22 protein-coding genes are annotated in these 24,684 nt (G+C 63.8%); 9 read left to right on the top strand and 13 right to left on the bottom strand.

What is annotated here, in order from left to right:
• Positions 1–5 precede the first annotated feature (5 nt).
• The gene (locus AC6LJY_RS19830; RefSeq protein WP_498136599.1) at positions 6–779 is read right to left on the bottom strand and encodes a class I SAM-dependent methyltransferase; all 774 of its coding nucleotides are present in this window, start codon (positions 777–779) and stop codon (positions 6–8) included.
• A 197-nt stretch (positions 780–976) separates the two neighbouring features.
• On the opposite strand from AC6LJY_RS19830, the gene AC6LJY_RS19825 reads away from it, so the two are divergent.
• The 7 genes from AC6LJY_RS19825 (at position 977) to AC6LJY_RS19795 (ending at position 9,146) form a co-directional block, all read left to right on the top strand.
• Positions 977–1,489: a winged helix DNA-binding protein gene (locus AC6LJY_RS19825; RefSeq protein ID WP_314358788.1), complete on the top strand. Its 513-nt coding sequence runs from the start codon at positions 977–979 to the stop codon at positions 1,487–1,489.
• A gap of 9 nt (positions 1,490–1,498) precedes the next feature.
• A complete protein-coding gene (locus AC6LJY_RS19820; RefSeq protein ID WP_046806976.1) occupies positions 1,499–3,352 on the top strand; it encodes an ABC transporter ATP-binding protein in 1,854 nt (617 codons plus the stop codon).
• Between the two features lie 55 nt (positions 3,353–3,407).
• The gene (locus tag AC6LJY_RS19815; RefSeq protein WP_314358794.1) at positions 3,408–4,940 is read left to right on the top strand and encodes an ABC transporter substrate-binding protein; all 1,533 of its coding nucleotides are present in this window, start codon (positions 3,408–3,410) and stop codon (positions 4,938–4,940) included.
• 144 nt (positions 4,941–5,084) lie between these two features.
• Positions 5,085–6,008, top strand: a complete 924-nt coding sequence (locus AC6LJY_RS19810) for an ABC transporter permease (protein WP_046806974.1) — start codon at positions 5,085–5,087, stop codon at positions 6,006–6,008.
• Positions 6,009–6,013: 5 nt separating this feature from the next.
• Positions 6,014–6,883 carry an ABC transporter permease gene (locus AC6LJY_RS19805; RefSeq protein ID WP_046806973.1) on the top strand — a complete coding sequence of 290 codons (870 nt, stop codon included), beginning with the start codon at positions 6,014–6,016 and terminating at the stop codon, positions 6,881–6,883.
• 72 nt (positions 6,884–6,955) lie between these two features.
• Positions 6,956–8,695: a M14 family metallopeptidase gene (locus tag AC6LJY_RS19800; RefSeq protein WP_498136598.1), complete on the top strand. Its 1,740-nt coding sequence runs from the start codon at positions 6,956–6,958 to the stop codon at positions 8,693–8,695.
• Positions 8,696–8,708: 13 nt separating this feature from the next.
• Entirely contained in the window at positions 8,709–9,146 is a 438-nt protein-coding gene (locus AC6LJY_RS19795; protein ID WP_120156295.1) for an acetyltransferase, read from the top strand.
• Here AC6LJY_RS19795 and AC6LJY_RS19790 read toward each other — a convergent pair.
• The 6 genes from AC6LJY_RS19790 to AC6LJY_RS19765 all read right to left on the bottom strand — a co-directional run bounded on the left by AC6LJY_RS19790 (position 9,121) and on the right by AC6LJY_RS19765 (position 14,410).
• Entirely contained in the window at positions 9,121–9,324 is a 204-nt protein-coding gene (locus AC6LJY_RS19790; protein WP_082134625.1) for an oxidoreductase-like domain-containing protein, read from the bottom strand. The two genes, AC6LJY_RS19795 and AC6LJY_RS19790, sit on opposite strands and share 26 nt — an antisense overlap.
• 9 nt (positions 9,325–9,333) lie before the next feature.
• Complete coding sequence (locus tag AC6LJY_RS19785; RefSeq protein ID WP_498136597.1) at positions 9,334–9,960, bottom strand: GNAT family N-acetyltransferase; 627 nt, start codon at positions 9,958–9,960, stop codon at positions 9,334–9,336.
• Positions 9,961–10,041: 81 nt separating this feature from the next.
• Positions 10,042–11,706 (bottom strand): lytic murein transglycosylase, encoded by a 1,665-nt coding sequence (locus AC6LJY_RS19780; RefSeq protein WP_498136596.1) that lies wholly within the window; start codon positions 11,704–11,706, stop codon positions 10,042–10,044.
• Between the two features lie 108 nt (positions 11,707–11,814).
• Positions 11,815–13,278 (bottom strand): MATE family efflux transporter, encoded by a 1,464-nt coding sequence (locus AC6LJY_RS19775; RefSeq protein ID WP_498136595.1) that lies wholly within the window; start codon positions 13,276–13,278, stop codon positions 11,815–11,817.
• Positions 13,279–13,284: 6 nt separating this feature from the next.
• Positions 13,285–13,647, bottom strand: a complete 363-nt coding sequence (locus AC6LJY_RS19770; protein ID WP_498136594.1) for a sel1 repeat family protein — start codon at positions 13,645–13,647, stop codon at positions 13,285–13,287.
• Positions 13,648–13,672: 25 nt separating this feature from the next.
• Positions 13,673–14,410, bottom strand: coding sequence for a hypothetical protein (locus tag AC6LJY_RS19765; protein WP_498136593.1), 738 nt, complete (start codon positions 14,408–14,410; stop codon positions 13,673–13,675).
• Positions 14,411–14,522: 112 nt separating this feature from the next.
• Here AC6LJY_RS19765 and AC6LJY_RS19760 point away from each other — a divergent pair, with 112 nt between their 5' ends.
• Both AC6LJY_RS19760 and AC6LJY_RS19755 read left to right on the top strand, forming a co-directional pair.
• A complete protein-coding gene (locus tag AC6LJY_RS19760; protein ID WP_120156300.1) occupies positions 14,523–15,458 on the top strand; it encodes a LysR family transcriptional regulator in 936 nt (311 codons plus the stop codon).
• A gap of 72 nt (positions 15,459–15,530) precedes the next feature.
• Positions 15,531–16,481 (top strand): adenosine deaminase, encoded by a 951-nt coding sequence (locus AC6LJY_RS19755; RefSeq protein ID WP_498136592.1) that lies wholly within the window; start codon positions 15,531–15,533, stop codon positions 16,479–16,481.
• Between the two features lie 98 nt (positions 16,482–16,579).
• On the opposite strand, the gene AC6LJY_RS19750 is transcribed toward AC6LJY_RS19755, so the two are convergent.
• The 6 genes from AC6LJY_RS19750 to AC6LJY_RS19725 form a co-directional block, all read right to left on the bottom strand.
• Complete coding sequence (locus AC6LJY_RS19750) at positions 16,580–17,380, bottom strand: DUF6708 domain-containing protein (RefSeq protein WP_498136591.1); 801 nt, start codon at positions 17,378–17,380, stop codon at positions 16,580–16,582.
• Positions 17,380–18,012, bottom strand: a complete 633-nt coding sequence (locus AC6LJY_RS19745; RefSeq protein WP_498136590.1) for a hypothetical protein — start codon at positions 18,010–18,012, stop codon at positions 17,380–17,382. The genes AC6LJY_RS19750 and AC6LJY_RS19745 overlap by 1 nt, the downstream gene beginning before the upstream one ends.
• A gap of 550 nt (positions 18,013–18,562) precedes the next feature.
• Complete coding sequence (locus tag AC6LJY_RS19740) at positions 18,563–19,354, bottom strand: DUF6708 domain-containing protein (protein ID WP_498136589.1); 792 nt, start codon at positions 19,352–19,354, stop codon at positions 18,563–18,565.
• Complete coding sequence (locus AC6LJY_RS19735; protein ID WP_498136588.1) at positions 19,354–22,809, bottom strand: T6SS effector BTH_I2691 family protein; 3,456 nt, start codon at positions 22,807–22,809, stop codon at positions 19,354–19,356. The genes AC6LJY_RS19740 and AC6LJY_RS19735 overlap by 1 nt, the downstream gene beginning before the upstream one ends.
• Positions 22,806–23,837, bottom strand: a complete 1,032-nt coding sequence (locus AC6LJY_RS19730; RefSeq protein WP_498136587.1) for a hypothetical protein — start codon at positions 23,835–23,837, stop codon at positions 22,806–22,808. Before AC6LJY_RS19730 ends, AC6LJY_RS19735 begins: the two co-directional genes overlap by 4 nt.
• 80 nt (positions 23,838–23,917) lie before the next feature.
• Positions 23,918–24,684, bottom strand: a 767-nt coding sequence (locus AC6LJY_RS19725) for a bacteriophage T4 gp5 trimerization domain-containing protein (protein ID WP_498136586.1), incomplete at its 5' end; no start/stop codon positions are given.

Here is a 24,684-nt window from a genome sequence, read left to right as displayed (position 1 = left end):
ATTTTTCAGACGCCGGAGGTGGCCTCTGCCATGTCGGTTAGTCGCGCCTGGCGAGGCGGCGCCTTGCGCTTTTTAGCAAAGACGAACACGTGCTGAAAGTCGTCGTCCACGCGATGAATGTCAGCCTGCACCCCGACAATCGGCGGCACGAACGATTCGAAATACTCGCGTACTACGGGCATCACTGGAAACGGTGCCCGATCCGGTCGGTCGTTATAGCCCAGCACCAGCAGGCCACCCGGCTTTAATACGAGTTCGCATTGCGTCAGCAGACGCCTGAACTCGGCTGCGTTATTAATACCGAAACCCAACAAGCCGTTTGCCACCACCACATCGAATGCGTTCGGGCCATAGTGATCCGCCATGTGGATGGCGCTCCCCGTCCAATGGCTACCCGGCCGCCCATAAACTGCCTTGCGCGCCTCGATATCCAGCGAATGAAACTGGCATAGCAATAAGCGCGGGTAATGCCAGTTGTGCTTGTCGATGCCCACGAACAGGGTTTTGATGTCGTGGTCCGCTACGGCCGCCATTTCATTCAGATAACCGAATACGGATTCCTCCAAAAAGTCGCGGTTCGGCGCGCGAAGGCGGAAATCGATATTCAACCGTTCGGCCGTTCTTGGGGACAACTTGAACAGCACCCGCTTAAGTAACGTCTTGAGATCCCGCATCCCACTTCCATTTTTATTGTGATTTTCAAGGGCTTTGGCATCAAGGCGGCCCGTGTCCGACTTGAGGCCAAAGCGATTGAAAAATGATAGGGAGCGGACGCGCAAGAACTATCAGAAGATTCCCAATCAGCACCAGGACGATTACTAAAATGAATCTGAGTAGCCCTCGACTCTCGCACCGCTTGTAGGTGTGCGCCCGGCACTGGCCCTTATTACCCAGGGTTATCCCGAATGCCTGCATAACAACAAATCGTCAATAATTCGCCAACGTTTTGTCATCGATCCGTCCCTTTACACGTGCCATGTCTACCTCCATCCGGGACGCCATCGTTTCTTCCGCCCATCTGGCCACGTCCGCCCCGCAGTTATCCGAGGTGGAATTTGGCCTGATCATCGCGTCGCACGCGTTCAACCGCTGGATGGTGCGCTGCATGGCCTGCGCCGGCCTGCCCGATCTGACCTCGCTGGACATCCTGGTGCTGAACCACGTGTATCACCGTGGACGCGGCAAGAAGCTGGCCGACATCTGCTTCACCCTGAACGTCGAAGACACGCACCTGGTGAACTATTCGCTTAAGAAACTTGAGCGGCTGGGCGTCGTGCAAAGCGCCAAGACGGGCAAGGAAGTGATCTACACCACCACCGACGCCGGCGCCGCCGCCATTGCGCGTTACGCCGAAGTGCGCGAGCAGTGCCTGGTCAAGTCGTTCATCGACTCGCCCGCCGCGGACGAAGCCAGCCACCAGCTGGCCAACACCCTGCGCGCCCTGTCGGGCCTGTACGACCAGGCTGCCCGCGCCGCCACCTCGCTGTGAGAATCCACGTTGTCTAGCACCACCGCTTCTTCATCCGCCCCGCTGCTGTCCGTGCGCGGCGTATCGGTTGACTTCAATACCGACAACGGCGTGTTTCGCGCCGTCGACGGCCTGGACTTTGACGTCCAGCCGGGCCGGACGCTGGCGATTGTTGGCGAGTCCGGTTCGGGCAAGTCCGTCACGTCCATGGCGATCATGCGGCTGACGGATTACTCGAACGGGCGCATCGCCACCGGCCAGATCCTGTTTCGCGACGACAACGGCCGCGAAACCGATCTAACCCGTGCCACCGACGAGCAGATGCGCGCCATTCGCGGCAACGACATTGCGATGATCTTCCAGGAACCGATGACGTCGCTGAACCCCGTGTTCACCATCGGCGACCAGATCGTGGAAGCCATCATGCTGCACCAGCAGCTGTCGCGCTCGGCCGCACGCGCGTCCGCGCGCAAGCTGCTGGACAAGGTGCGCCTGCCGGACGCCGAGCAGCTGCTGGACCGCTATCCGCATCAACTGTCGGGCGGCATGCGCCAGCGCGTGATGATCGCCATGGCACTGTCGTGCCAGCCGCGGCTGCTGATCGCCGACGAACCCACCACCGCGCTGGACGTCACCATCCAGGCGCAGATCCTGAACACCATCCGCGAACTGCAACGCGACCTGGGCACCGCCGTCATCTTCATCACGCATGACATGGGCGTGGTGGCCGAGATGGCCGACGACGTGGTCGTGATGCTGCGCGGCAAGAAAGTCGAGCAAGGCACCGTCGAGCAGATTTTCAATGCGCCCAAGCACCCGTACACGCGCGCGCTGCTGGCCGCCGTGCCTCGCCTGGGCAGCCTGACCGGCCGCGACCTGCCGCTGCGCACGCCGCAAACGGTGCTGGAAGGCGACACGCTGCGCGAAGTGGGCGAAACCCGCGAACAAGACACGGCCACCTACGACGCCCCCGTGCTGCGCGTGGAAAAACTGACGACGCGTTTTGACGTCGGCCACAATCTGTTCGGCCGCGTCACGCACCGCGTGCACGCCGTGGAAGAAGTCAGCTTTGACGTCTATCCCGGCGAAACGCTGGCGCTCGTGGGCGAGTCCGGCAGCGGCAAGTCGACCATCGGCAAGACCTTGCAGCAGCTGGTGGCGCCCACCTCGGGCGCCGTGCGCTACAACGGCCAGGACATTTTTTCGATGGACGCCGCCGGCCGCCAACGCCTGCGCCAGGAAATCCAGTACATCTTCCAGGACCCGTACGCGTCGCTGGACCCGCGCAAGACGGTGGCTTTCAGCATTGCCGAACCGATCCGCACGCACGGCTTGCTGCATGGCGAAGACGCCATCGCGCGCCGAGTGGGCGAGCTGCTGGAACAGGTGGGCCTGAAGCCCGAGCATGCCAAGCGCTATCCGCATGAATTCTCGGGTGGCCAGCGTCAGCGCGTGTGCATCGCGCGCGCCCTGGCCAGCAACCCCAAGCTGATCATTGCCGACGAATCCGTGTCGGCGCTGGACGTGTCCATCCAGGCGCAGATCCTGAACCTGCTGATGGATCTGCAAAAGGACCGCGGCCTGTCGTACCTGTTCATCACGCACGACATGGCGGTGGTGGAAAAGGTCAGCCATCGTGTCGCGGTGCTGTACCTGGGCCAGATCGTGGAACTGGGCACGCGCCGGCAGATCTTTGAATCGCCGCAGCACCCGTACACGCGCAAGCTGCTGGCCGCCGTGCCGGTGGCCGAGCCCGGCCGCCACATCGACACGTCGCTGATCGAAGGTGAAATCCCCAGCCCGGTACGCCGCGTCGGCGACGAACCGGCCATCATTCCGCTGACTGAATTCGCGCCCGGCCACCAAGTGGCCCGCGCGGCCTAGCCTCAGCCCCCCTTTTTTCCTCGGTGTGATCCGAGTTCCCGTCCCTGGAGCGAACATGCAATTCCTACGCACCACCTTCACCGCCACCGCCCTGACCCTGGCGTTGGGCGGCGCGATGCCCGCCGTCTTCTCGACCGCGCATGCCGCCGGCACGCTCAGCGTAGCCATCAACCAGGACCCGGGCAGCTGGGATCCCATCGACACCTTCGTGACGTTCTGGGGCTCGGTGGGCGGCAACCTGTACGACGGCCTGACGATGCGCGGCGCCGACCTGAAGCTGCAACCCGGCCTGGCCACCAGCTGGGAATACCTGGACGACAACAAGCGCCTGCGCTTCAAGCTGCGCGAAGGCGTCAAGTTCCATAACGGCGAACCCTTCAACGCCGAAGCCGTGAAGTTCACGTTTGAACGCCTTCTGGGCGCGGAAGGCGCCAAGGGCCCGCAAAAGTCCAACTACGATTCCATCGGCGAAATCAAGGTGGTGGACGACTACACCGTCGACTTCATCCTGAAGCAGCCGGACCCCGTGCTCTTGACCAAGCTGGCCGGCTACGGCGCCATGATCGTGCCGCCCAAGTACATCAAGGAAAAGGGCGAGGACTACTTCAACACGAACCCGGTCGGCACCGGCCCGTTCAAGTTTGAAAGCTATCAGCCCAAGGTCAACGTGACCTTGGCGCGCAACGACGACTACTGGGGCGGCAAGCCCAAGCTGGACAAGGTCGTGTACCGCTTCATCAGCGAACCCGGCACGCAAGTGGCCGAGCTGCAAGCCGGCCGCATCGACATTGCCACGCTGATCCCGCTGGGCCTGATCGAAACGGTGAAGAAGTCGGGCAACGCCGACGTGATCTCGACGGGCGGCCCGGTTGCCTTTGCGCTGCGCTACAAGACCACCGGCGGCATCACGCAGAACCGTGACGTGCGCCGCGCGCTGATCATGGCGGTGGACCGCGAGGCCATCGTCAAGCAGCTGCTGCTGGGCCAGGCCAAGGTCATTGCCAGCTTCCAGGGCCCGCAATCGTTCGGCTACAACCCCGACCAAAAGCCGCTGCCCTTCAACCCCGCCGAAGCCAAGAAGCTGCTGGCCGCCGCCGGCGTGAAGCCGGGCGCCACCGTGCAGATCGACGTGCGCGGCAGCGATTCGAACTTCCGCGAAGTGGCCCAGGCCGTGTCCGGCTACCTGCAAGGCGTGGGCGTGCGCGCCACCATCAAGCCGTATGAAACCGGCGTGCTGCTCAACGACATCATCCCGGGCGGCAAGACGGGCGAGATGTGGCAGAACCAATGGGGCGGCTGGACGTACGACTACGACAACACCGCGTACCTGATGTATCACACGGGCCAGAAATGGAACCCGTACGACAACGACGCCAAACTGAACGGCATGCTGGAAGCGCAACGCACCGTCTATGACGTGAAGAAGCGCGAAGCCATGTTGCAGGAAATCGCTGCGTACGTCGCCGATCAGGCGCTGGAAATGCCGCTGTACAGCCTGAACACGATCGTGGGCGTGAACAAGCGCGTGAAGAACCTGGAAGTGCCCGGCGATATCCGCTTCCGTTTCCTTCAGACCAGCGTGGAGTAACGGCCCCGAAGCGCCAGGCGCTTCGCCCCAGGGACAAGCCCGCGGCCGGCAAGGCCGGCCTCGCGGCCCTCCCTGGCAGGGTTCGAGCAGGACTCATAGCATTCACTCACTGATCCGCCCCGGTGAAAACCGGGGCGGCGCCTCATGACCGGATTTCTTATTAAGCGCGTGTTGCAGGCGGTCTTCGTGATCGTCGCCGTGACATTGCTGGTTTCCTATGCAGTACGCCTGACCGGCGACCCCGCGCTGATGCTCAGCCAGGGGTCGGGCAGCGTGACCGAACAAGACCTGGCCAACATCCGCCAGGCGCTGGGCCTGAACCGCCCCTTCCACGAACAATACCTGTCGTACATGCAAGGGCTGTTGCACGGCGATTTCGGCCGCAGCTTCATGGGCGGCACGTCTGTCGCCAAGTTGATCGGCGACGCCCTGCCCGCCACGCTGATGCTGGCGTTTACGTCGTTGATCGTGTCGATTCTGATCTCGCTGCCGCTAGGCATCCAGGCGGCCATCAAGCGCGGCAAGGCCACCGACCAGGCCATCCGCATCCTGTCGCTGGTGGGCCTGTCGTTTCCGAACTTCTGGCTGGCGCTGATGCTGGTGCTGCTGCTGTCGATCACCTTTCCGCTGCTGCCGCCTTCGGGCTGGAGCGGACCGGCGAGCCTGGTGCTGCCGTCGCTGACGATGGCCATCATCCTTAGCGCCACCAACATCCGCCTGGTGCGCACAACCATGCTGGAAACGCTGTCCGCGCAGTACATCATGGTGGCGCGCAGCAAGGGCCTGAAGGAGCGCGTGGTGCTGTACAAGCATGCGCTGCGCAATTGCGCGATTCCGCTCATCACGTATCTGGGCCTGCAATTTGGCGGCCTGATCGGCGGCATCGTCGTCATTGAAATGGTCTTTAACTGGCCGGGCCTGGGCACGCTGGCGTTCGACGCCATTTCGGGCCGCGACTACCCGGTGCTGCAAGGCACGGTCACCGTGCTGGCCACCGTCATCGTCCTGGTCAACCTGATCGTCGACATCGCCTACGGCATCGTCGACCCCCGTATCCGCACGCGTTGAGCCTTATGCAGACAACCTCCTCCACCGCCGCCGCGCCCAAGCCTTTCAAGCCGCGCAGCCGCTATCGTTCGCTGGAATTCGTGCTGGGTGCGTTGCTGACCGGCGTGATGATCCTGTTGGTGCTGACGTCGGGCTGGCTGTTTCCCGATGGCGGCGAATCCATGGACCTGGCCGCCCGCCTGATGGCCCCGTTCACGTCGGCCGCGCATCCCTTCGGCACCGACCCGCTGGGCCGCGACGTGCTGGCGCGTGTGATCGTCGGCGGCAAGATCTCGTTGATGGTGGGCTTTGCGTCCGTGATCGGCGGCGCGCTGCTGGGCATCGTCATGGGCCTGATCGCCGGCTACTACCGCGGCTTCTGGGACATGATCGTCATGCGCTTTGCCGACGTGCAGCTGGCGCTGCCTTTCATCCTGGTGGCCATCACGTTCATTGCCATCCTGGGCGGCGGCCTGTTCAACGTGATCTTCTTCATGATCGTGTCGCAGTGGGTGCAGTATGCGCGGCTGGTGCGCGCCCAGGTGCTGGCGCTGCGCGAACGCGAATTCGTGTTGGCCGCCCGCGCCTTCGGCGTGCGTGACCTGGCCATGATCCGCCACCACATCGTGCCCAACCTGCTGGGCCCGCTGGTGATCCTGATGACCTTGAACGTGGCCAACAACATCCTCCTGGAAAGCAGCCTGACCTTCCTGGGCCTGGGCGTGGATCCCATGATTCCCAGTTGGGGCGGCATGCTGGCCGATGGCCGCACGTATATGCAGACCGCATGGTGGGTCAGCGTTTTTCCCGGCGTGGCGATCATGCTGACCGTGTTAGGCCTGAACCTGCTGGGCGATTGGCTGCGCGACCGGCTGGACCCCACCGGAAAGGTGTAAAAGACCAAATGCCCCGCAAGGGGCATTTGTGAATTTGCAGGACGCCGCCTGAACCCCGAAGGAACACAAAGCATGTCTTTGCTTGATAAAACATTTGACCGCACGCTGGACGCCTGGACCCATGCCTACCTGGCGCCCGCCTGGCGTGGCGCGGTCGTGGAAGGCTGGCTGTTCGAAGGCGTGCAAGCCCGCCGCGCGGCGCAGGCCCGGCTGGCGCAGGCCGGCGTCACCGCGCGTTTTCGCAGCGCCTACAAGCCGCTGCTGCATTTCTTTTTGGAAGACGTCCAGCGCGAGGGCCTGGTGTCCGCGCTGGTGCGCTACCCGCTGCATGAACACGCGCAGGCCAAGCGCTTCACGCTCGAAGCATATCCGCTGGTTGCTTTGCTGGACGGCGTGCGCGTCGTCATGCAGGCCGGCGCCAACGACTTGCATTACGACGTCACCCTGACCTACGCCGACGGCCGCCAGGTTGACGCACGCGTGTTCGCCCCCAACGTCGTGGGCGCGGCCCAGGATGGAACGCCCGAACTGTCGCCTACCGGTTGGCTGCGCGTGCAGGACGCCGACGGCGTCGTGCAAACCGATGGCGCGCAATCGACGGAATACCAGCAGGTGTTCCGCAGCATCGTGGACACGGTGCGCAACCACCCGTGGGGCGCGCATGAACCGTATTTCGACCGCCTGGAGATCCGCGTGGACCTGCCCGGCATGGACTTCGCGCTGCCGGTAGACGAAGAAATCGTCAGCACCTTCGAAGCCCTGCACGAAGACGTGTATTTCACGTTGCTGGAACATTTCCAGCATCATTCCGGCCGCCCGTCGGGTGACCGCGGCTTGCAACCCGGCCAGATCATTCCCGACATCCGCCGGCATGACGGCGCGGCGCGCGTGCAGATATCGCTTGAGCCGTTTACGCACGTCGCACCGGTCACGCCCGTCCTGCCCAACGCCCCGCTGGCGCAATGCCGCGAGCCGCTGACGACGGGCCAGATCGCCGGCTGTGTGGCGGCTTTTGGCGGCGACACCTTCCAGGCAGTGTCGCGTCAAGGCCGCCCGGTGCTGGGGACTTATGTCCGTGGCCCCGGCCCCGCCGTGTTCATTTCGGGCGCGCAGCATGCCAATGAAACCTCGGGCGTCGTCGGCGCATTGCGCGCCACCCAGGCGCTGGCCGAACGCGGCGACGCGCACTTCGCGCTGATCGCCTTGGAAAACCCCGATGGCTACGCCCTGTTCAACCGCCTGCGCGAACACCACCCGCGCCACATGCTGCATGCCTCGCGCTACAGCGCGCTAGGCGACGACATCGCGTATCGCGAGCACGCCCCGTTTTTCGAACGCGACGGGCGCCATCAGGCGCATGCCATCAGCGGCGCGCAATTGCACATCAACCTGCACGGCTACCCCGCGCACGAATGGACCCGGCCGCTATCGGGCTACCTGCCCCGCAATTTTGAGCTGTGGACGATTCCCAAGGGATTCTTCCTGGTGCTGCGCCATCATCCGGGCTGGGGCGACCGAGCGCGCCGCCTGATAGAAGGCGTCACCGCGCGGCTGGCGCGTAACGTGCCGGGGCTGGTGGAATTCAATGCGCGCCAATTGGAACTGTTTCACGCGCATGCGCTCGAAACGGGATTCGATGTCATGAACGGCATTCCCGTGCAGATCACCGAGACCGACCGCGAAGAACTTCCGCTGGCGCTGATTTCCGAGTTTCCGGATGAAACGGTCTACGGCGACCGCTTTATCTTCGCGCATACTGTGCAAATGGAAACCGTCCTGGCGGCGACTGACCTGTACCGCTCAGGGCTGTAAAGACCAATAAGAAATGAATATCCGAGAACGCAATCACGGCGACGACCTGGCCCTGGCGGACATCTGGCTCCGTTCGGTGCGCGCCACGCATTCCTTCCTGACCGAAAAAGAAATCCAGGGCATGTACCCGCAGGTCCTCAACACTTACCTGCCGTCCGTGCGGGTGTGGGTCTGCGAAGACGAAGACGGCGACATCGCCGGCTTCATGGGGCTGACGGGCAACAAGGTCGACATGCTGTTCGTGGATGCCAGCAAGCGCGGCAAGGGCGCGGGCCGCCGCCTGTTGAACTTTGCCCGTTCACTGCATGGCACGCTGCTGGTGGACGTCAATGAACAAAACCCGCAGGCGCATGGCTTCTACAAGCACTACGGGTTCGTCGACACCGGCCGCTCGGCGCACGATGACGCCGGCCGCCCCTTCCCCATCATTCACATGAAGCTGGCGGGCTGACCGCCTCATGGCGGCTACGCCAGGCTTTCAAGGCCTGGCGATAGTTTTCCATGGCTTCGTCATACCGGTCGTACACGCAGGGGATGCAGCCGCTGTTGCAGCATTCGTCCGGCGCGGGCGGTTCCGGCGGGACGGGGATGGGATCGTCGTCGGGAGGGGTCGGTAGGCGGGTGCTCATGGCCGGATGTTAACGCGACGGCAACGCTGTATTTGCATCGGCCACGTCTTGCTGGTCGCGCCATTGCCTGCGGTGGATCTCGTAGCGGACCTTGGTGTCGGAGTCGGGCTTGGCGTTGGCGTTGTTGGCGTTGTTGGCGCTGGCGTCGTCAGCTGCCACCTCCACATCGCCAAGCAGGCGCATGCCGATCTTCTCCAACACCCGGCGCGATGCCGCGTTGGATCGGATCGCGACCGCGCACAACGTGTCCACCGGCAGCAGCCTGAAACCCAATCCGGCCAGCGCCGTTGAGATCTCGACGGCGTAACCCCGGCCCCAGCAATCCGGCTCGAACGCGTAGGCAAGCTCGATGGCGCCGCCTTCATCGGTAAGCGTGAACTTCAGGCCGGCGCGCCCTGCCAACGCGCCATGCTCCCGCGTTTGCAGCACATACATGCCGTAGCCATGGTCCAGCCAATGGGCCACGTTTTGCGCCAAGTACAACCGGCTGGCGGCGGCGTCGCGCGTACCGCCCATGGTGGCCATCACGTCCGCATTAGCATGCATCCGCGTGATGAACGACAGGTGCGACTGACGCATGCGCTCGGCGCGCAAGCGGGGTGTCAGGAAAACGTCAGGAAATGCGGCGTGCGGCATGACAGTCGAAAAGAAAACGGGGCGGCTACATCATAGCGGCGCAAGGCGACGCATGACAGTAGCCGCCCCGGTACGGCGGGCTTACTTCGCGGGCCGCGCGCGCAGGGCGTCGGGCTTGTCGGCCTTCAGCGCATCCAGAATGCGTTTGCCCACCCGGCCATCTTGCGGCAGGTTGCGGCGTTCCTGTTCGGCGCGCACCGCGTCGCGGGTCTTGGCGCCGGGTATGCCGTCCGCCTCGCCCACGTCGTAGCCGCGGCCGTACAGCTCTTCTTGCAACTGCTTGATCTCGGCGCGCGACAGGCCGGGGTCATCTGTCGGCCACGCCGCGATGATGCCCGGGCGGCCCTGCAAGCGGTTCAGCAGCAACGACACCGCCAGCCCATAACGGCGCGACTGGTTGTAATGCAGGATGGCGTCAAAGTTCACCGTCGCCAGAAACACCGGCCCCTTGGCGCCGGTGGGCGCGAACAGATAGGCTTGCTCGTCATTGCCCGACGGCAGCTTCAGCACCGACCCATCACCCTGCTTCAAGCCGGCCTGCGCCCACTGGGCAATCGTGCGGCGGTCTTGCGAGCCCACATACTCCGCGTCCGGTTCAGGCGGGATGGCGGCGGCCAATTCGGCCGGCACGCGCACTTCCACCACGGCCGGCAGCCCATGCGTCCACTTGGCGCGGCGCTTGCGCAGATGGTTGGCGGTAGACGCCAGCGCGTCAGGCAGCGAATTGTAAAGATCGATGCGGCCATCGCCGTCGCCATCGGCGGCCAGTTCGTAGAAGGACGTCGGAATGAACTGCGTCATCCCGAAAGCGCCGCTCCAGGAACCCACGAAGCTGTCCGCCGGCACCGTGCCGTCACGCAGCAGGCGCACCGAGGCGTAGGCGTTTTTTTCCCACAGCGTTTTGTTTTCCGTGCAGGCGCGCGTCAACCAGGCGTTCAGCACGTCGGTCTTGCCGATCTGCCGGCCGTAGTTCGTTTCAATACCAAAAATCGCCACCAGCGTGGCGGGGTCCACCTGGTATTGCTGGCTGATGGTGGCCAGTTGCGGACCCACCTTCTTCATCACCGCCAGGCCGTCATTGACGCGTTCGTCGTCCACGGTCTTGGCGATGTAGTCCCACCAGCTTTCGCGCCCTTCGGGCTGGCCCTTGGCGGACGCAACGGTAGTGGGCAGAAGCTTGGCGCTGGCTGTGTATTTATCCCAATCCGCCACGGTCAGGCCATTGGCGGTGGCACCCTTGCGCAACTTGGCGATACACGCCTTCGTGTCCAGCTCGGTCGGAATGATGACCGTCGGCGCGGCGGCGGCAGGCGCGGCGGCGGCAGTAGCGGGCGTCCCGCTAGCGGCGGGGGCCGCGGCGGGCGTCGCAGTGGCCGGCGTAGCAGCGGCGGCCGGAGCAGCGGCGGCCGGAGCAGCAGCGGCCGGAGCAGCAGCGGCCGGAGCGGCAGCGGCCGGAGCGGCAGCGGGCGCCGACGCGGGGGCCGACGCGGGGGCCGACGCGGGGGCCGGCGCGGGCGTTGCGGCGCCGGCCTTTGTGGCTTCCTGCTCGGCAACAACGTCGTCAAAACTGCGCTTGGGCGTCAGCGGCGGCTGGGCCGGCGCAGGCGCGCTCTGCACGCGCGTGCCGGTGGCGGACGCAGGCGATTGCGCCTGAGCAGCGCCCGCGACGGCGATGATGGCCGCCGCCAACACAAGGCGCGACAGGCCAGGGGAATCGATTCGAGGGCGTGAAGAACGCAGACGCATGGTATTCCTGAAAAATCCAAGTCAGCCCGGATCGTACCGCGACCGGCCGCCGAAATCGAACGCGGCGCAGTGATGTTTTTGCGTCGCCCCTTGCCGCCCCGCCTGACGTCAGGCCGCGTGGGACTGCGCTTTATCGACCGGCGGCGCGCGCAACACACGCAGGCAGACCGCCATCGCAATCAGGCTGAACACCGCAAAGCCCAGCGCCTGTCCCAGCAGCACGCCCTCGGCGCCACCATAGTGCGCGCCCAGCCACACAAACGGCATCGTGCCTACCGTGGACCGCAGCCAACCGATCATCGTCGAATACGTGGCGTACCCCAGGTTGTTGAACACGGCGATCGACACGAAGAACAGGCTGTTTACTGCCCAGGCGAAGCTGCCGTAGCGGCAAAAGAAAATCACCAGGTCACGCCCCGGCCCCGTCATGCGGAACAGGTCGGCCACCCACGGCGCGGCCAGGGCCAGCAAGGTCGCCGCACCCAGGCCATACACCACAGCCCAGCGCGACGTCAGGCTTACCGCCTGCCTGACACGGTCCCATTGGCCCGCGCCCAGGTTCTGTCCAAGAATGGGGCCTATCGCGCCGGGCAGCACGAAGTAAAGCGAATAAGCCAGTTGCAACACGCGGTCGACCACCGTCGCCCCCGCCATGACGCTGGGGCCGAACGTGGCGTAGGTCGACACGGTGAAGATCACGGCCGCTGGCGTCGCCAGCGCGGTCAATGCGGCCGGCAGCGCGATCCTGCCTATGGCGGCCAGGTCGCCAAGCAGCGCGGCCCGCCCAGGCCAAGCCACCAGGCGATGCTTACCGAACACCAACCAGCCGCCCAACGCCACGGTGGCCATGCGCCCCACCCCGCCCGCCCACGCAATGCCTTGCATGCCGCCGTCCAGCACGAAGATGACGATGGGATCCAGCACCGCCACCGTCATCGTGCCCGCCAACAGCACCCACATGGACTGCCTGCCGCGCCCCGATGCCCGCAGCAGGTTGGACAACATCATGCCGATGCCCATCACCGCTGCGAACGGCGTCGTGATCAGCACGTAGGACAACAGGTGTTCGCGCATGTCGGGCGCCAAATTGATCGCCGCCGTGAACGGGCCGATTGCCGCCAAAAAGAGGACACCGGCCGCCAGCGCGGACCCTGCCATCAAGATGAGCGACGCACCGGCCAACGTGCGCGCGCGCGCCGCATTGCCCGCGCCCAGGGCGCGCGACACCAGCGCGGCGCCGCCCACGGTGACGCCGATGCACACGGACGTGATCGTGAACTGCGTCATCGACCCAAAGCCCACCGCGCCCATCACGGCTTCGTTCTGCAAGGTGCCCAGATACAGCAGCGACAGGAATTCCACAGCGAAGACCGCCAGCATGCTGGCCCAGCCGGTCAATACCATTTCCAGCACATGCGGGCCGAGCGGCCCCACTATGAAACGGGCGCCCGAGAGGTCAGCCTGGGGATACGCTGACTGGCCGGCGCCGCCGGCTGCGTGGTCGTCTACGCCCGCCTCAAGCCCCACGCTGGTGGATGCGGCTTCAGGTCGCTTCGCGCCGGGCGTATCCACCGCCGCCTACCGAGGCACCGCGTCGCCGCGCAGCTGCTGCAAGCGTTCGATGGCCGCCTCCAGGCCTTGCGCAGCGGCGGCTTCGTACCAGTGCAGGGCGGCTTTCATATCCGTCTGTTCCAGAATCATCGCCTGCACGTACTGCGCATCGGGATTGCCGCGCTGCGCATCGGCCAGCAAGGCGCGCTGCGCCAGGGCGTCCTGACGCGGCGACTCGCCATACACGTGCGCGTCATTGCCCACCGGGTCTTCGATCATGCCGCGCAGCGAAGGCGGGTTATGTGCAAACTGCTGCCGCCAGAACAACGCGGTCAGCAGGATGAAGGCGATGAAGACCAAGGCAACGATAAGCAGGTTTTTACGAGTCATGGGGGCATGAAATACGGGATGAAAATCAGGGCTGAACCGGCGCGAACCAATATTGCGACACACTGCTTTCGTTGGAATACCACGGCAGCAAGCCGATGCTGTCAGACTCGCGCTGCACCGTCACCAGCAGGCCGCCATCCTGAGGTCGAAACATTGCCACGTGGCGTCGCACACCCATGGCTTCATGCTGGCGCCAATCGTGCCGCACGCTGACCCAAAGCCTGCCCTGGGTGCAGCCGGTGTAGCGCCGGATGCCGTCGGGCATGTTCAAACGCGCATCGCCCGGCATGGCCGTCATATCCTGCGCGCCGTCCTGCATCGGCAGCCGCGCGGCGGACCTCGCGCCCTGCCCGTCCAGCGCCAGCACGCTCCAGCCCCGGCCCTCGGCCGCCATCGACACAGTCGCCTGATCCGTCGACCGCCATTCCGGCAGCAGCGATTCGCGCATGCCGGGCAAGTCCAGCGGATACAGGAAGAAGGTGCGCAAGTCCTTTAACGCCCCGTTTTCTTCGCCCGCGCGCAATTCGCCCCGGGCGCGATAGGTGCCCGCCAGCTCCGGACATTGCGCGGGATCCGAAGGCAGCACCACCGGCTCGCCGCTTTTGAACGACGGCCACGTGACGGCCACTTCATCCACGCGCGACACGCCGCAAGCGGCCAAGGTCAACGTCAACAGGCCGGCCGCCCCCATGCGGACAAGCGAACGCGCGCGGCTCGCGCAGGGCGTAGCAAGCGGTCGGGCGGAAAACTTGGATGAATTCATGGTTGCGCGCGTCCAGCCGAGATCGGCGCTGAACTATATCTGAAACCCGCCCCGCCGTTGCCAAGCGGTGCGCGGCGGAGAATAATCGGCACATCTCCACCGGCCACGCACCATGACACCGTTCCGAGGCAAACTTCGCATCCGGCACCTGGAAATCGTGCTGACCGTCTCCGAGCTGGGCAACCTGTCCAAAGCGGCGGCGCAGCTGCACAGCACGCAATCCGGCTTGTCGCGCGCCATCGCCGAGATCGAAGAGCTGGTGGGCGCGCGCCTGTTCGAGCGCACGGCCAAGGGCACCACCTGCACGCCGCTGGGCGAGGCGATGTGCCGCCACGCCCGCCTGCTGCTGACGGATTTTCGCAAGGCAGAGATCGACCTGGCCGCCGTGTCGCGCGGCGACGAAGGCAGTCTGACCGTCGGCTGCTTCTCGATGTTTGCCGGCTGGCCGGTGGCGCAGGCGGCGCGCTCGTTTCGACAAGCCTATCCGCGCATCACGCTGACCATCGAGATCGGCACGCACGAACGCCTGATCGAAGACCTGGATGCGGGCGCGCTGGACGTGCTGATCAGCCGATTTTCGTCCACCGTCAACCCGCAGATCTATCGTTCCACCACCTTGCTGGAAGACGCCGTCGTGCTCGGTTGCGCCACGCACCATCCGTTGGCCGGCGTGGCAGGCACGACGCTGGCTGACTATGTGGCTTACCCCTGGATCACCGCGTTGCCTGGCAGCCGTATCCGAGGCGAGCTGGAAATGTCCCTGCGCCAGGCCGGTTTGGCGATTCCGGATATGATCGGCGCCCTGTCCCTGGAGTTTGGCCGCGAAATGCTGCTGGACGGGCACTACCTGTGGATGCTGCCCGGCAGCGTGGCCACAGTGCGCCAGGCTCGCGGCGAACTGGTCGTGCTGCCCGCGCGCCCCGCGATCAAGAAGTCCCCGCTTGCCGCGATCTGGCGGCGCGACCGCCCCAGCACCCGACAGGCCCGCGCTTTCGCGGCGCATCTGGCGCAGGCCATCGAAGCGGACGACATCGCGCTGGCCGCGTGATCGTTCGTTATAACGCCGGCACTTTTCGCCGATCCTCTTTTTCTGAACACGCCCCTTTTTTTCGGAGCACCCATGTACGACTGGCTCAACGCACTGCCCAAGGCGGAACTGCACCTGCACCTGGAAGGCTCGCTGGAACCCGAGCTGCTGTTCCAGCTGGCGCATCGCAACGGTGTTGCGCTGCCCTGGCCCGACATCGATGCGCTGCGCGGCGCCTACAACTACGGCAACCTTCAGGAATTTCTGGACCTGTATTACATGGGCGCGGACGTGCTGCGCACCGAGCAGGACTTCTACGACCTGACCTGGGCCTACCTGTTGAAGTGCCGCGAGCAGAACGTGGTGCACACCGAACCCTTCTTCGATCCGCAAACGCACACCGATCGCGGTATTCCGTTCCAGGTCGTGCTGGATGGCATCAGCCGCGCACTGGAAGACGGCCGCAAGCAGCTGGGCGTATCCAGCGGACTGATCCTGAGCTTCCTGCGCCACCTGCCCGAAGAGCAAGCCATGCGCACGCTGGAACAGGCCCTGCCCTTTCGCGACGCATTCATCGCCGTCGGCCTGGACAGCAGCGAAAAAGGTTTCCCGCCGCGTTTGTTCCAGCGCGTCTTCGACCGCGCCCGCGCCGAAGGGCTGCCCGCCGTGGCGCATGCGGGCGAAGAAGGCCCACCCGAGTACATCTGGGAAGCGCTGGACCTGTTGAAGGTGCTGCGCGTGGACCACGGCGTGCGCGCTGCCGAAGACCCGAACCTGATCGCGCGGCTGATCGACGAACAGATCCCCCTGACCGTCTGTCCGCTATCCAACACCCGGCTACGCGTCTTCGAACACATGCGCGACCACAACATCCTGTCGCTGCTGGACGCGGGCGTGAAGGTCACCGTGAATTCGGATGATCCGGCTTATTTCGGCGGGTATGTGACCGAGAATTTTCAGGCGCTGCATGAGCATTTGGGCATGACGCAAGATCAGGCGAAGGCGCTGGCGGATAACAGTCTGGATGCGCGCATCGCGAAGTGAGGCGTGGAGGAAGGCGGTGGGGCGGTGGCTGGAAGTAAGGCAGCGGAGGGGTCAGCCTCTGGCTGTTTCGCGAGCTTGATTCACTCTGGTATCGCGGATCACGGCGCGCTCCGGGATTCGATATCCATTGCCTCGGGCCATTCAACCAACGGCGCCCAACGCAGCGCCAGGTTGTATGCCGGCACGTCATTCGCATCGCGTGGTTCGATGTCGCACGGGGGCAAGGCGTCGGGGCCTAGTTGCATGTAGGTGCAGACGTAGGCCCAGAGATTGTCCAGGTCTTGGTTGTAGGTGCTGAGGTGGAAACGTTCGATAACTTCGTTCGTGCCGGGTTTGACGATGGCGAGTGAGAGGCCCCACTTGATCATCAGGGTGCCGCTGGATGACGCCCCCCATTGTTCCCAGACTTCCGCGCGAACGTCGTCCCAGTCGTAGCTGGCGGTGGTGACGTACCAGCGGGAGAAGGGTTTCCACCAGACCATTTGGAAACCGTAGACGTAGATTTTTCGGCGGAGACGGTTGAAGCGGATGGGGAGGTCGCGGGGTTGCGTCACCTCGATTCGATAAACAAGCACGGTGATCCAGATGCATAACGCCATGGCGAGCAACGCGGCTAAAACCATAAGCAGATGGAATGCACTGAAAGTGGAAAGCGCGCGCAAAATCACTCTAAAAAGGACGAGTGGCGACTCAACGATGGCGCAATAACCTGTTAAGACCACCGCGAACAGCAATAGCCCCCGAACGGTGGATGAACGTCTGGATAATTCCAAGTAGATGTAGTCAACGTGATTGGGGGCATCCGTCCTGATGCTTGGCGTCACAACGGGCTTTTCATTTGGGCCCGACAAATCGCGCTGCCATCCCGCACACGAAGGAATGAGTTTGGATCGCGCCATCACGCCTCCTCCGTCCTTGTGACGCTGGCATATCCGGCAAGATCGTCCTTGTCGCACCAATAGATGATGCTGACCGTTGCAGTCTTGAGTCCGTGCAAGGGCTCCAGCCAGTAATTGCAGGCTAGCACTGGCGCTTCCTTAGTCGGCAACACCTGGCCTCTAGGCGTCAACCACCGGAATTCATCGAGAGTGAGAGCACTTAGGACGCTGTTGTGATGGACGGACTCAAGAACGCCTTCTACCGTCGCCGGAGTATGTCGTCCGACTTTGTTTACCCCGAAGCACTCTACAAGAAGCTTGAATTCATAGCGTGACACCTCCGGATCGAAGCCCGGCAGGACGATTCGATAGCCGAGCTCCGAGCTCGATTCCATGCCGCCCGTTGCCTGGATATGCAATATATCGGTCTTCAGGAGCGAATCGACATCCATTGGCCGCTTGATCGAACGAAAGCCGAGGATCGCCTCCATACCGATAAGTGCGGCATTCAGCTCCGAGATGGCGGCATCCATTTGGTCGGCCTTCAGCCATCGGACGTTGGCTTCTGCCTGACCGAAATACGAACGACGAGCCCATAACTCCAGGGCGTCTGACTCTTGAGCTTTTGCAGCCTGCAACAGAGTGAATGCCAAAAGCCCGGCCGCAATCCCGATCCCTAGGGGCCCCATCAATACGGCCCCAGTCGCGGCCCCAATAAAGCTAAAGACAGCTCCAGCAAATGAGACCGATCCAGCGATGGTGTATGTCGTGCTTGCATCGCCGTCCCCCACCGCACCGGCACGCCCCGCAGCCCCAAAGCTCCCAACCCCATCCGTCACCCCCCCCCCAACGCCGCTATCGCCCCACCCGCTTTCACCAACCCCTTCCCCAACCCAATCGCCTTCGCGATCACGCCCAGCTCCGCATTCGCAATCCTCCGCATAAACGGCTGGACCGCCTCGCCTGTCACACTGACCGCCAACCCGCCCGCCTCGACACCCGCGCCTAGCATGCCGATGCCCGCTCCGTACAACGCAGCCGTCGCCTCTGCATGCTCCGCGCCCACCGCGTTTCGAGCGGATTCCAGGCTGGCTTGCACGCTGTCGTGAAAAGAGTAGAGGCTGACAGGCGATAGCGCGCCGTATGCCGAAACAGAGTCGCACTGGGGCCAAGATATTGCAGTCGCCCGCGCTAGCCGCACCATCACGGCGCGCTCCGCGATTCGATATCCATTGCCTCCGGCCATTCAACCAACGGCGCCCAACGCAGCGCCAGGTTGTATGCCGGCACGTCATTCGCATCGCGTGGTTCGATGTCGCACGGCGGCAAGGCGTCGGGGCCTAGTTGCATGTAGGTGCAGACATAGGCCCAGAGATTGTCCAGGTCCTTGTTGTAGGTGCTGAGGTGGAAGCGTTCGAGGACTTCGTTCGTGCCGGGCTTGACGATGGCGATTGAGACGCCCCACTTGATGATGAGACCACCACCGGCTGTAGGCCCCCATTGCTCCCACACTTCGGCTCGCACATCGTTCCAGTCGTGGCTGGCGGTGGTTGCATAACGGCCCCCGAAGGGATTCCACCATACCTGGTGGAACCCATAGACGTAGATCCTGCGACGGACTCGATTGAACCGAATCGGTAAATCGCGTGGTGTAGAAACGTCTATGTGGTATAGAAACGCGGCCAAGTAAAAATAGCCTGCGGAACAAAGCGCAATAACGAACAAAGCAATTAGTCGATCCGTCATATCCCCGGACGAAAACCAGTCGTAGCGGATGGCAATAGTCAGCTGCCAAATGAAGGCGTAGGCGCACAACGGAACAGTTACAACAAAGGTTCCTCGGACACTCGAAGAACGTCTGGACAGTTCCAAATAGATGCCATCCAGGTAGTTTGGCGGCTGCTCTGGACCACCCAACGCCTTGGGCGGGTCAGTCGGTCCCGGCAAATCGCGCTTCCACCCCGGACACGGCGGGTCGAGCATAGGACTGGGCATCAGGGCTGCTCCCTGCGGCATAGCCAGGCATGTCCGAGCTCATCATCCTTGTTTGGCCAGTAGCGAATATCGATGGTGGCGCTCTTGAGAGCGTGCGCGCCTCCAAGCCAATAGCGGCAACGCAACACGGGGCTCTCCTCGACCGGCATCCAAATCTGTTCCGGGACTAGCTCGGGCGCAACGCTCAACTTGGGCGCTTCGACTTGACTGTTGTGATACACCGATGCGAGCACAGCCGACGCTACCGCTTGGCTACGTCGACCTTTCGCCACGCCAAATTGCTCAATGCTCAGAGTAAATTCGTAGCGTGACCTGATCGGATCGAAACCGGGGAGAACGACCCGATAGCTCAACACGGTGCCGTATTCAAATCCACCTGTTTCCTTAGCCTGCAAAACGTCCATTATGATCAGCCCATCCAAATCTACGGCACGCTTGTCAGGGTCAAATCCAAGGGATGCCTCCATTCCCAAAACGGCGGCATTTAGCGCAGCAACGGCAAAGTCCATCTGATGCCCCTCGGCCCACCTCAACTCCATTTCGGCTTTTCCGAAATATGACTGTCGCGCCCAAAGTTCCAGGGCATCCGACTCCATTTTCTTTGCTGTGCCTGCGGCGATAAAGGCCGCGAGCCCAAGCGCAACACCGATCCCCAAGGGCCCGAGTAGCGCGCCGCTGCCAATCGCGCCAGCCCAGGCAAAGCCACCTCCGAGGATTGACAAAACTGCGGCAACTACATTTGCCAGTCCTGCTGATGTATCGCCTTGCCTCGCAACACGCAACAAGGCGCGCATACTTCCAACCCCATCCGCCACTCCCCCCAACGCCGCTATCGCCCCACCCGCTTTCACCAACCCCTTCCCCAACCCAATCGCCTTCGCGACCACGCCCAGCTCCGCATTCGCAATCCTCCGCATAAACGGCTGGACCGCCTCGCCTGCCACACTGACCGCCAACCCGCCCGCCTCGACACCCGCGCCTAGCATGCCGATGCCCGCTCCGTACAACGCAGCCATCGCCTCTGCATGCTCCGCGCCCACCGCGTTTCGAGCGGATTCCAGGCTGGCTTGTACGCTGTCGTGCAGAAAGTAAAGGCTGACGAGCGATAGCGCGCCGTAGCCCGAGCCTACCGACAGACGCTTCAAGCTGACGAAGCCGTTCTTGGCGAATTCTCGGGCTTGTTCGGCGGTCAGTTCCAGATCGATCAGCAGGTCGGCCACGGGGGCTTCCAGGTGATGGACGCCTATCGACAGTCTTCGCATCAGGCCGCCCGCCATGGCGCGCGTACTGTGCGTGACGTCATCAATGGCCGCTTGCATGCTGTGCGCGGCGTCTCGCGCTGCGTCGGACACGTCCGCCGCGCCGGTCCTCATTGTTTTTATTCTCTGGGCGATATCCTCCGCGCTGCCTTCCATCCAGATCGTCACGTCGACCAGCAGCTTGTGCAACGCAGGGTCTGGGACGCTGATCAGGCCGGCGAAGATGAAAGCGCGTACTCGGCGGCCGGTGTTTTGGTTCAGGGATTCGCCGACGCGTTGCAGTTCGTCGGCGTAAATGGCGAGGAGTTCGCTGACCGTCAGTTGGATCACGACCTGCGTCATTTGCGCACCACGGTACAGCCAGGCGCCGCCGACGTGCACGGCGTTGACGGCCGCGCGGGTGGCGTCGTTTAACTGGGCGTGAAGGCGGCTGCTGGCGCCGTGCACGGCGGCCAGAAGTTGGTCCGCGGCGTCCGCCGCCAAGCCTTCGCGCCAGGCGCCGATCTCTTTGCTGCTGACCAGGTTTTTGACGGCGTCGAAGTATTTCTTCGCGGCGTCGTTGGCCCCGCCCCCAGCCCCGGCACTGAACAGGGGCAGAAAGCTGGATTGCAGATCGCTGCGTTGGCCGTTCAACGCCAGATAGACGGCGCTGTGGGGGTCGGACAATAGCTGCTTCCAAGCCTGCGATGTGGGACCTGGATTGTCGGTGCGGGCGGGATCGGCAGCACCACCCGTATGTCCGGCAGTCGGCGGATTCGCCGTCGCAGCCGAACTGGCGGCGGCGGAGGAAACGCCGCTACCCGCAACGACAAGCGGCACAGACACCGCATCGGTAATGCCGCCGTCCAGGCACGCGCTGACCATCAGCAGGCGCAGGCGGCGCGAGCGTTCATCGGTGTCGCTGTAATCCAGGTCTACCACCCGCTTCCAGGCTGCGCCGCGCACAACCTGTGCCCAGTCTTCGCCATAGGCATCGATGATTGCCTCCAGCCGTTTGGACTCCTGGTCATAGCTCGCTTGAAAACTGGCGCGGCCCTTGCGGCCTAGCTCGGAGGGCGGGTCAGATTCCCAATAGCGTTCCTTCAGCCGATCCATCCGCTGCTCGGTCTTGTAGGCGATGCGTTCGCGGCGCTCCAAGGCCGGATCCCGGAAGATCGGCGCCATGCCGGATTCGCTGGGCATCGTGTCCAGCATGTAGGTGGGGCTGTCCGGTATCTCGGCATCGGCCTGTGCGGCGTAAAGCTGTTCAATGCCCAGCAAACATTGCGAGGTCAGATACGCATAGCGCCGCTGCGGCTCTTCCGCCCACATGCGCTTTTGCGTGTAGGCGGCCAAACGGAAGTTGTTCAATTCCTGCGCCAGGCCCACCGGGTCGGGCAGGATCAGCCCGGGCACGCCCTTGGCCAGATCGTGCTGAAGCTCCATCAGCCTCAGATAGTTGCGCATGCCCGTAGCCTGCAATACCCGCGAATGCCAGCCATGAACGCTGCCAAAATCACGGACGGCGTGGCTGTACTCTGCTATGTGTCGATCGATGCGGTGGGCGTGTTCCAGCGCCAGCGCCGCGCCTCCCGCCGTGGGCTCTTTGCGCAGCTTGGATAGGTCCAGGATGACAAAGCGCAGTGCGTGGTCCGAGTTGGCTGTCGCCTGTTGGACACCAGCGACTGCATGTGCCGCGCGTGCCGTCCCGTGTGAGGCGCCCGCTGCCGGCTGTGAGGCCCCCGCCGCCTTCGCGGCACCCGCGTCGGCCTTGTACGCGTCCAGCACCGCCACGGGCCACGGGTCTTGTGCGTACGCGACCCAGGCTGTCGTGTACATATCCACGTCGATACCGATAAAAGATGCCGGCAGATCGTGCGCGCTTTGGACGCAGCGTTCGGACAAGAGCGCGGGTGGGCCCTTGGCCATCTCGTAAGGGTCGAATTGACGCAAGTGACCGGCGTCAGTGACTTCGTACGCCTGCCAGACCTCATGGTCCAACAGCACGTAGACGTATCCACTACGCAGAATGCGCAGCGACTGTTGCAAGTCGGGGTGCGTCGTTGCGCCGTGCCTGTGCAACGATGCTGCCTTGGGAATGACGGCCGGGCGCAGCAACAGGATCGGGATGCCGGTGCGCCGGCAGGCGGGGCAGCTGCCCAATGGCAGGGGCGACGTCTCTTGGGCGGCAATAGCTAATTGGCTGCTGGTGGTCATGGCGGGGAACCTACTTGGTCAAGATGGGTGGCAATGCGGTGCCAGGCATGGTCGCCATACGCAGCCAGCACGGTGGACGCACCGCCGGGCGCTGCACGGGCAAGTGCGAGTCGCAGCGGTTCGTAATCGAGTAAGCGCGGGTGTATTGCGGCTTGATGCAGCGCCAGCACGATGATGTCCCGCGTATCCGACAGCCCCGCCTGCCGTGCTTGGCGTATCCAGCGAAAGGCTTGTGCGGCGGCCTGCGGGGGCAATAGCGAGGGACCTTGCCAGCGACCCGTTGCGTACGACAATGGCAATTGCAGCGATCGGCGCCAGGCCGACAGCAGTTGCGCAATTAGCGGCGCGTCACGTTGAGTCTGTCGGGCAAGCGCTGGGAGCTGGATCGACGGCTGAAGCGCGGTGCCGGCCGCTGGCCCGGTCATCGTCGCGCTTGTTGTTCCAATCCCGACATCAATCCCCGTACTGCGCTGGAAACCACTCACCATCGCAAGCGATCCCCAACTGGTGGGCAGCAACCACGTGCGTATCGGCCACATCAGCGGCCCCAGCGTTTCAGCGTGGATGGACGCGGCCAGCAGTTCCAGGCGCAACGGTTCAAACCATGGTGACATTCCGCGCGGGGAATCGGCCGAAAAGTCCATGCAGCGCGCGGCCACGTGATCGGCCAACGTCTGCCCGTCCAGGGGACTGAGCAGGCAGCCGCACACATAGCGACGGCGGCGGGCGGCGTCCGCCTGCGCAAGGCGTCGGGCCAGCTCCATGAGTTCGGGCGCGGGCACATCCGCACATCCCGCCAACCGGACCAGCACTGGGCATGCCTTTGGCGAGTGGGCCAGGTCGGGGCGCGCGACGGTCGTTGACGCACCGGCGCCCAACACCTGGGTCAACGACGCAAGACTCAGCCCATGCTCCGGCGCGCAGTCCGCCAGGGGATTCAACAACAGGTAGACGCTGTCATCTGCTGCGCGGCGCTCTGCGACCAGGGCGGCCATCGTGCCTGGCGTCGTGGTGTCTGTCGGCATCATGCGTGCCGCGGGCCGGACCGCCCCCTTCGTAGCCGCCTTCGTAGCCGCCGTCATATTGCCCAACGTCACCGTGCGCCCCGTCATCGCGCGCGTTCCATGCAATCGTCCAGCAAGCCTTCGACGACATCGCCCGCCATCGACAGGGAATTGCCGCCGCCGCCCGCCTGCGCCACCGGGCCTTTTAGGTTGATGGCAAGTGCTTCCAATGTGATGCCGGAGCCGTTGATCGTGATGGTGCCGCCCGGCCCCTTGATGACCACGCTTTGCGCGGCCTGCAATTCCAGCGTCACCGTCTTGCCCTCGATCCGCTCGCCCGCATGCACCTGGAAATGCCCCTGCACCTTGTGTTCCACATGGCCGCCCGTTTCAATCCAGTGATTGGCCACCGTCTTGTCGCGGCGGTTGTTGCCCACGTCTTCCGTGCGGTCGCGGCCGGTGGCGATGGTGTGGTTGCGGTCGATGGTCAGGAAGTCGTCCTGGCCGACGGTGTGGCGGCGGTCCTGGCCGATGTGGACCTGTTCATCGCTGCCCACCGATTCGCTGCGGTCGTGGCCGATGGTGATGGTTTCGTCATGCTCGACCTGTTCGCTGCGGTCGTTGCCGACGAAGGTGGTCTCGTTGTGGTTGACGTGGAGGTTCTGGTCTTTTTGCGCGTGAACGTAGATCTCTTCTTGATCCCGTTCGTCTTCAAAGCGCAGCTCGTTATAGCCCTCGCCCTTGTGCGTCTGGCTTTTGATCGTCATGCGCGTTTTGTGGCGCGGCAGCTCGTAGGGCGGCGGGTTGATCGACCGGTGCGTTCTGCCCGTGACGATCGGCTGCGAGCTATCGCCATCCAGAAAGCTGACGA

The sequence above is a fragment of the Achromobacter sp. RT286_PF genome (assembly GCF_059760425.1).
This window is presented reverse-complemented; position numbering and strand designations above follow the sequence as displayed.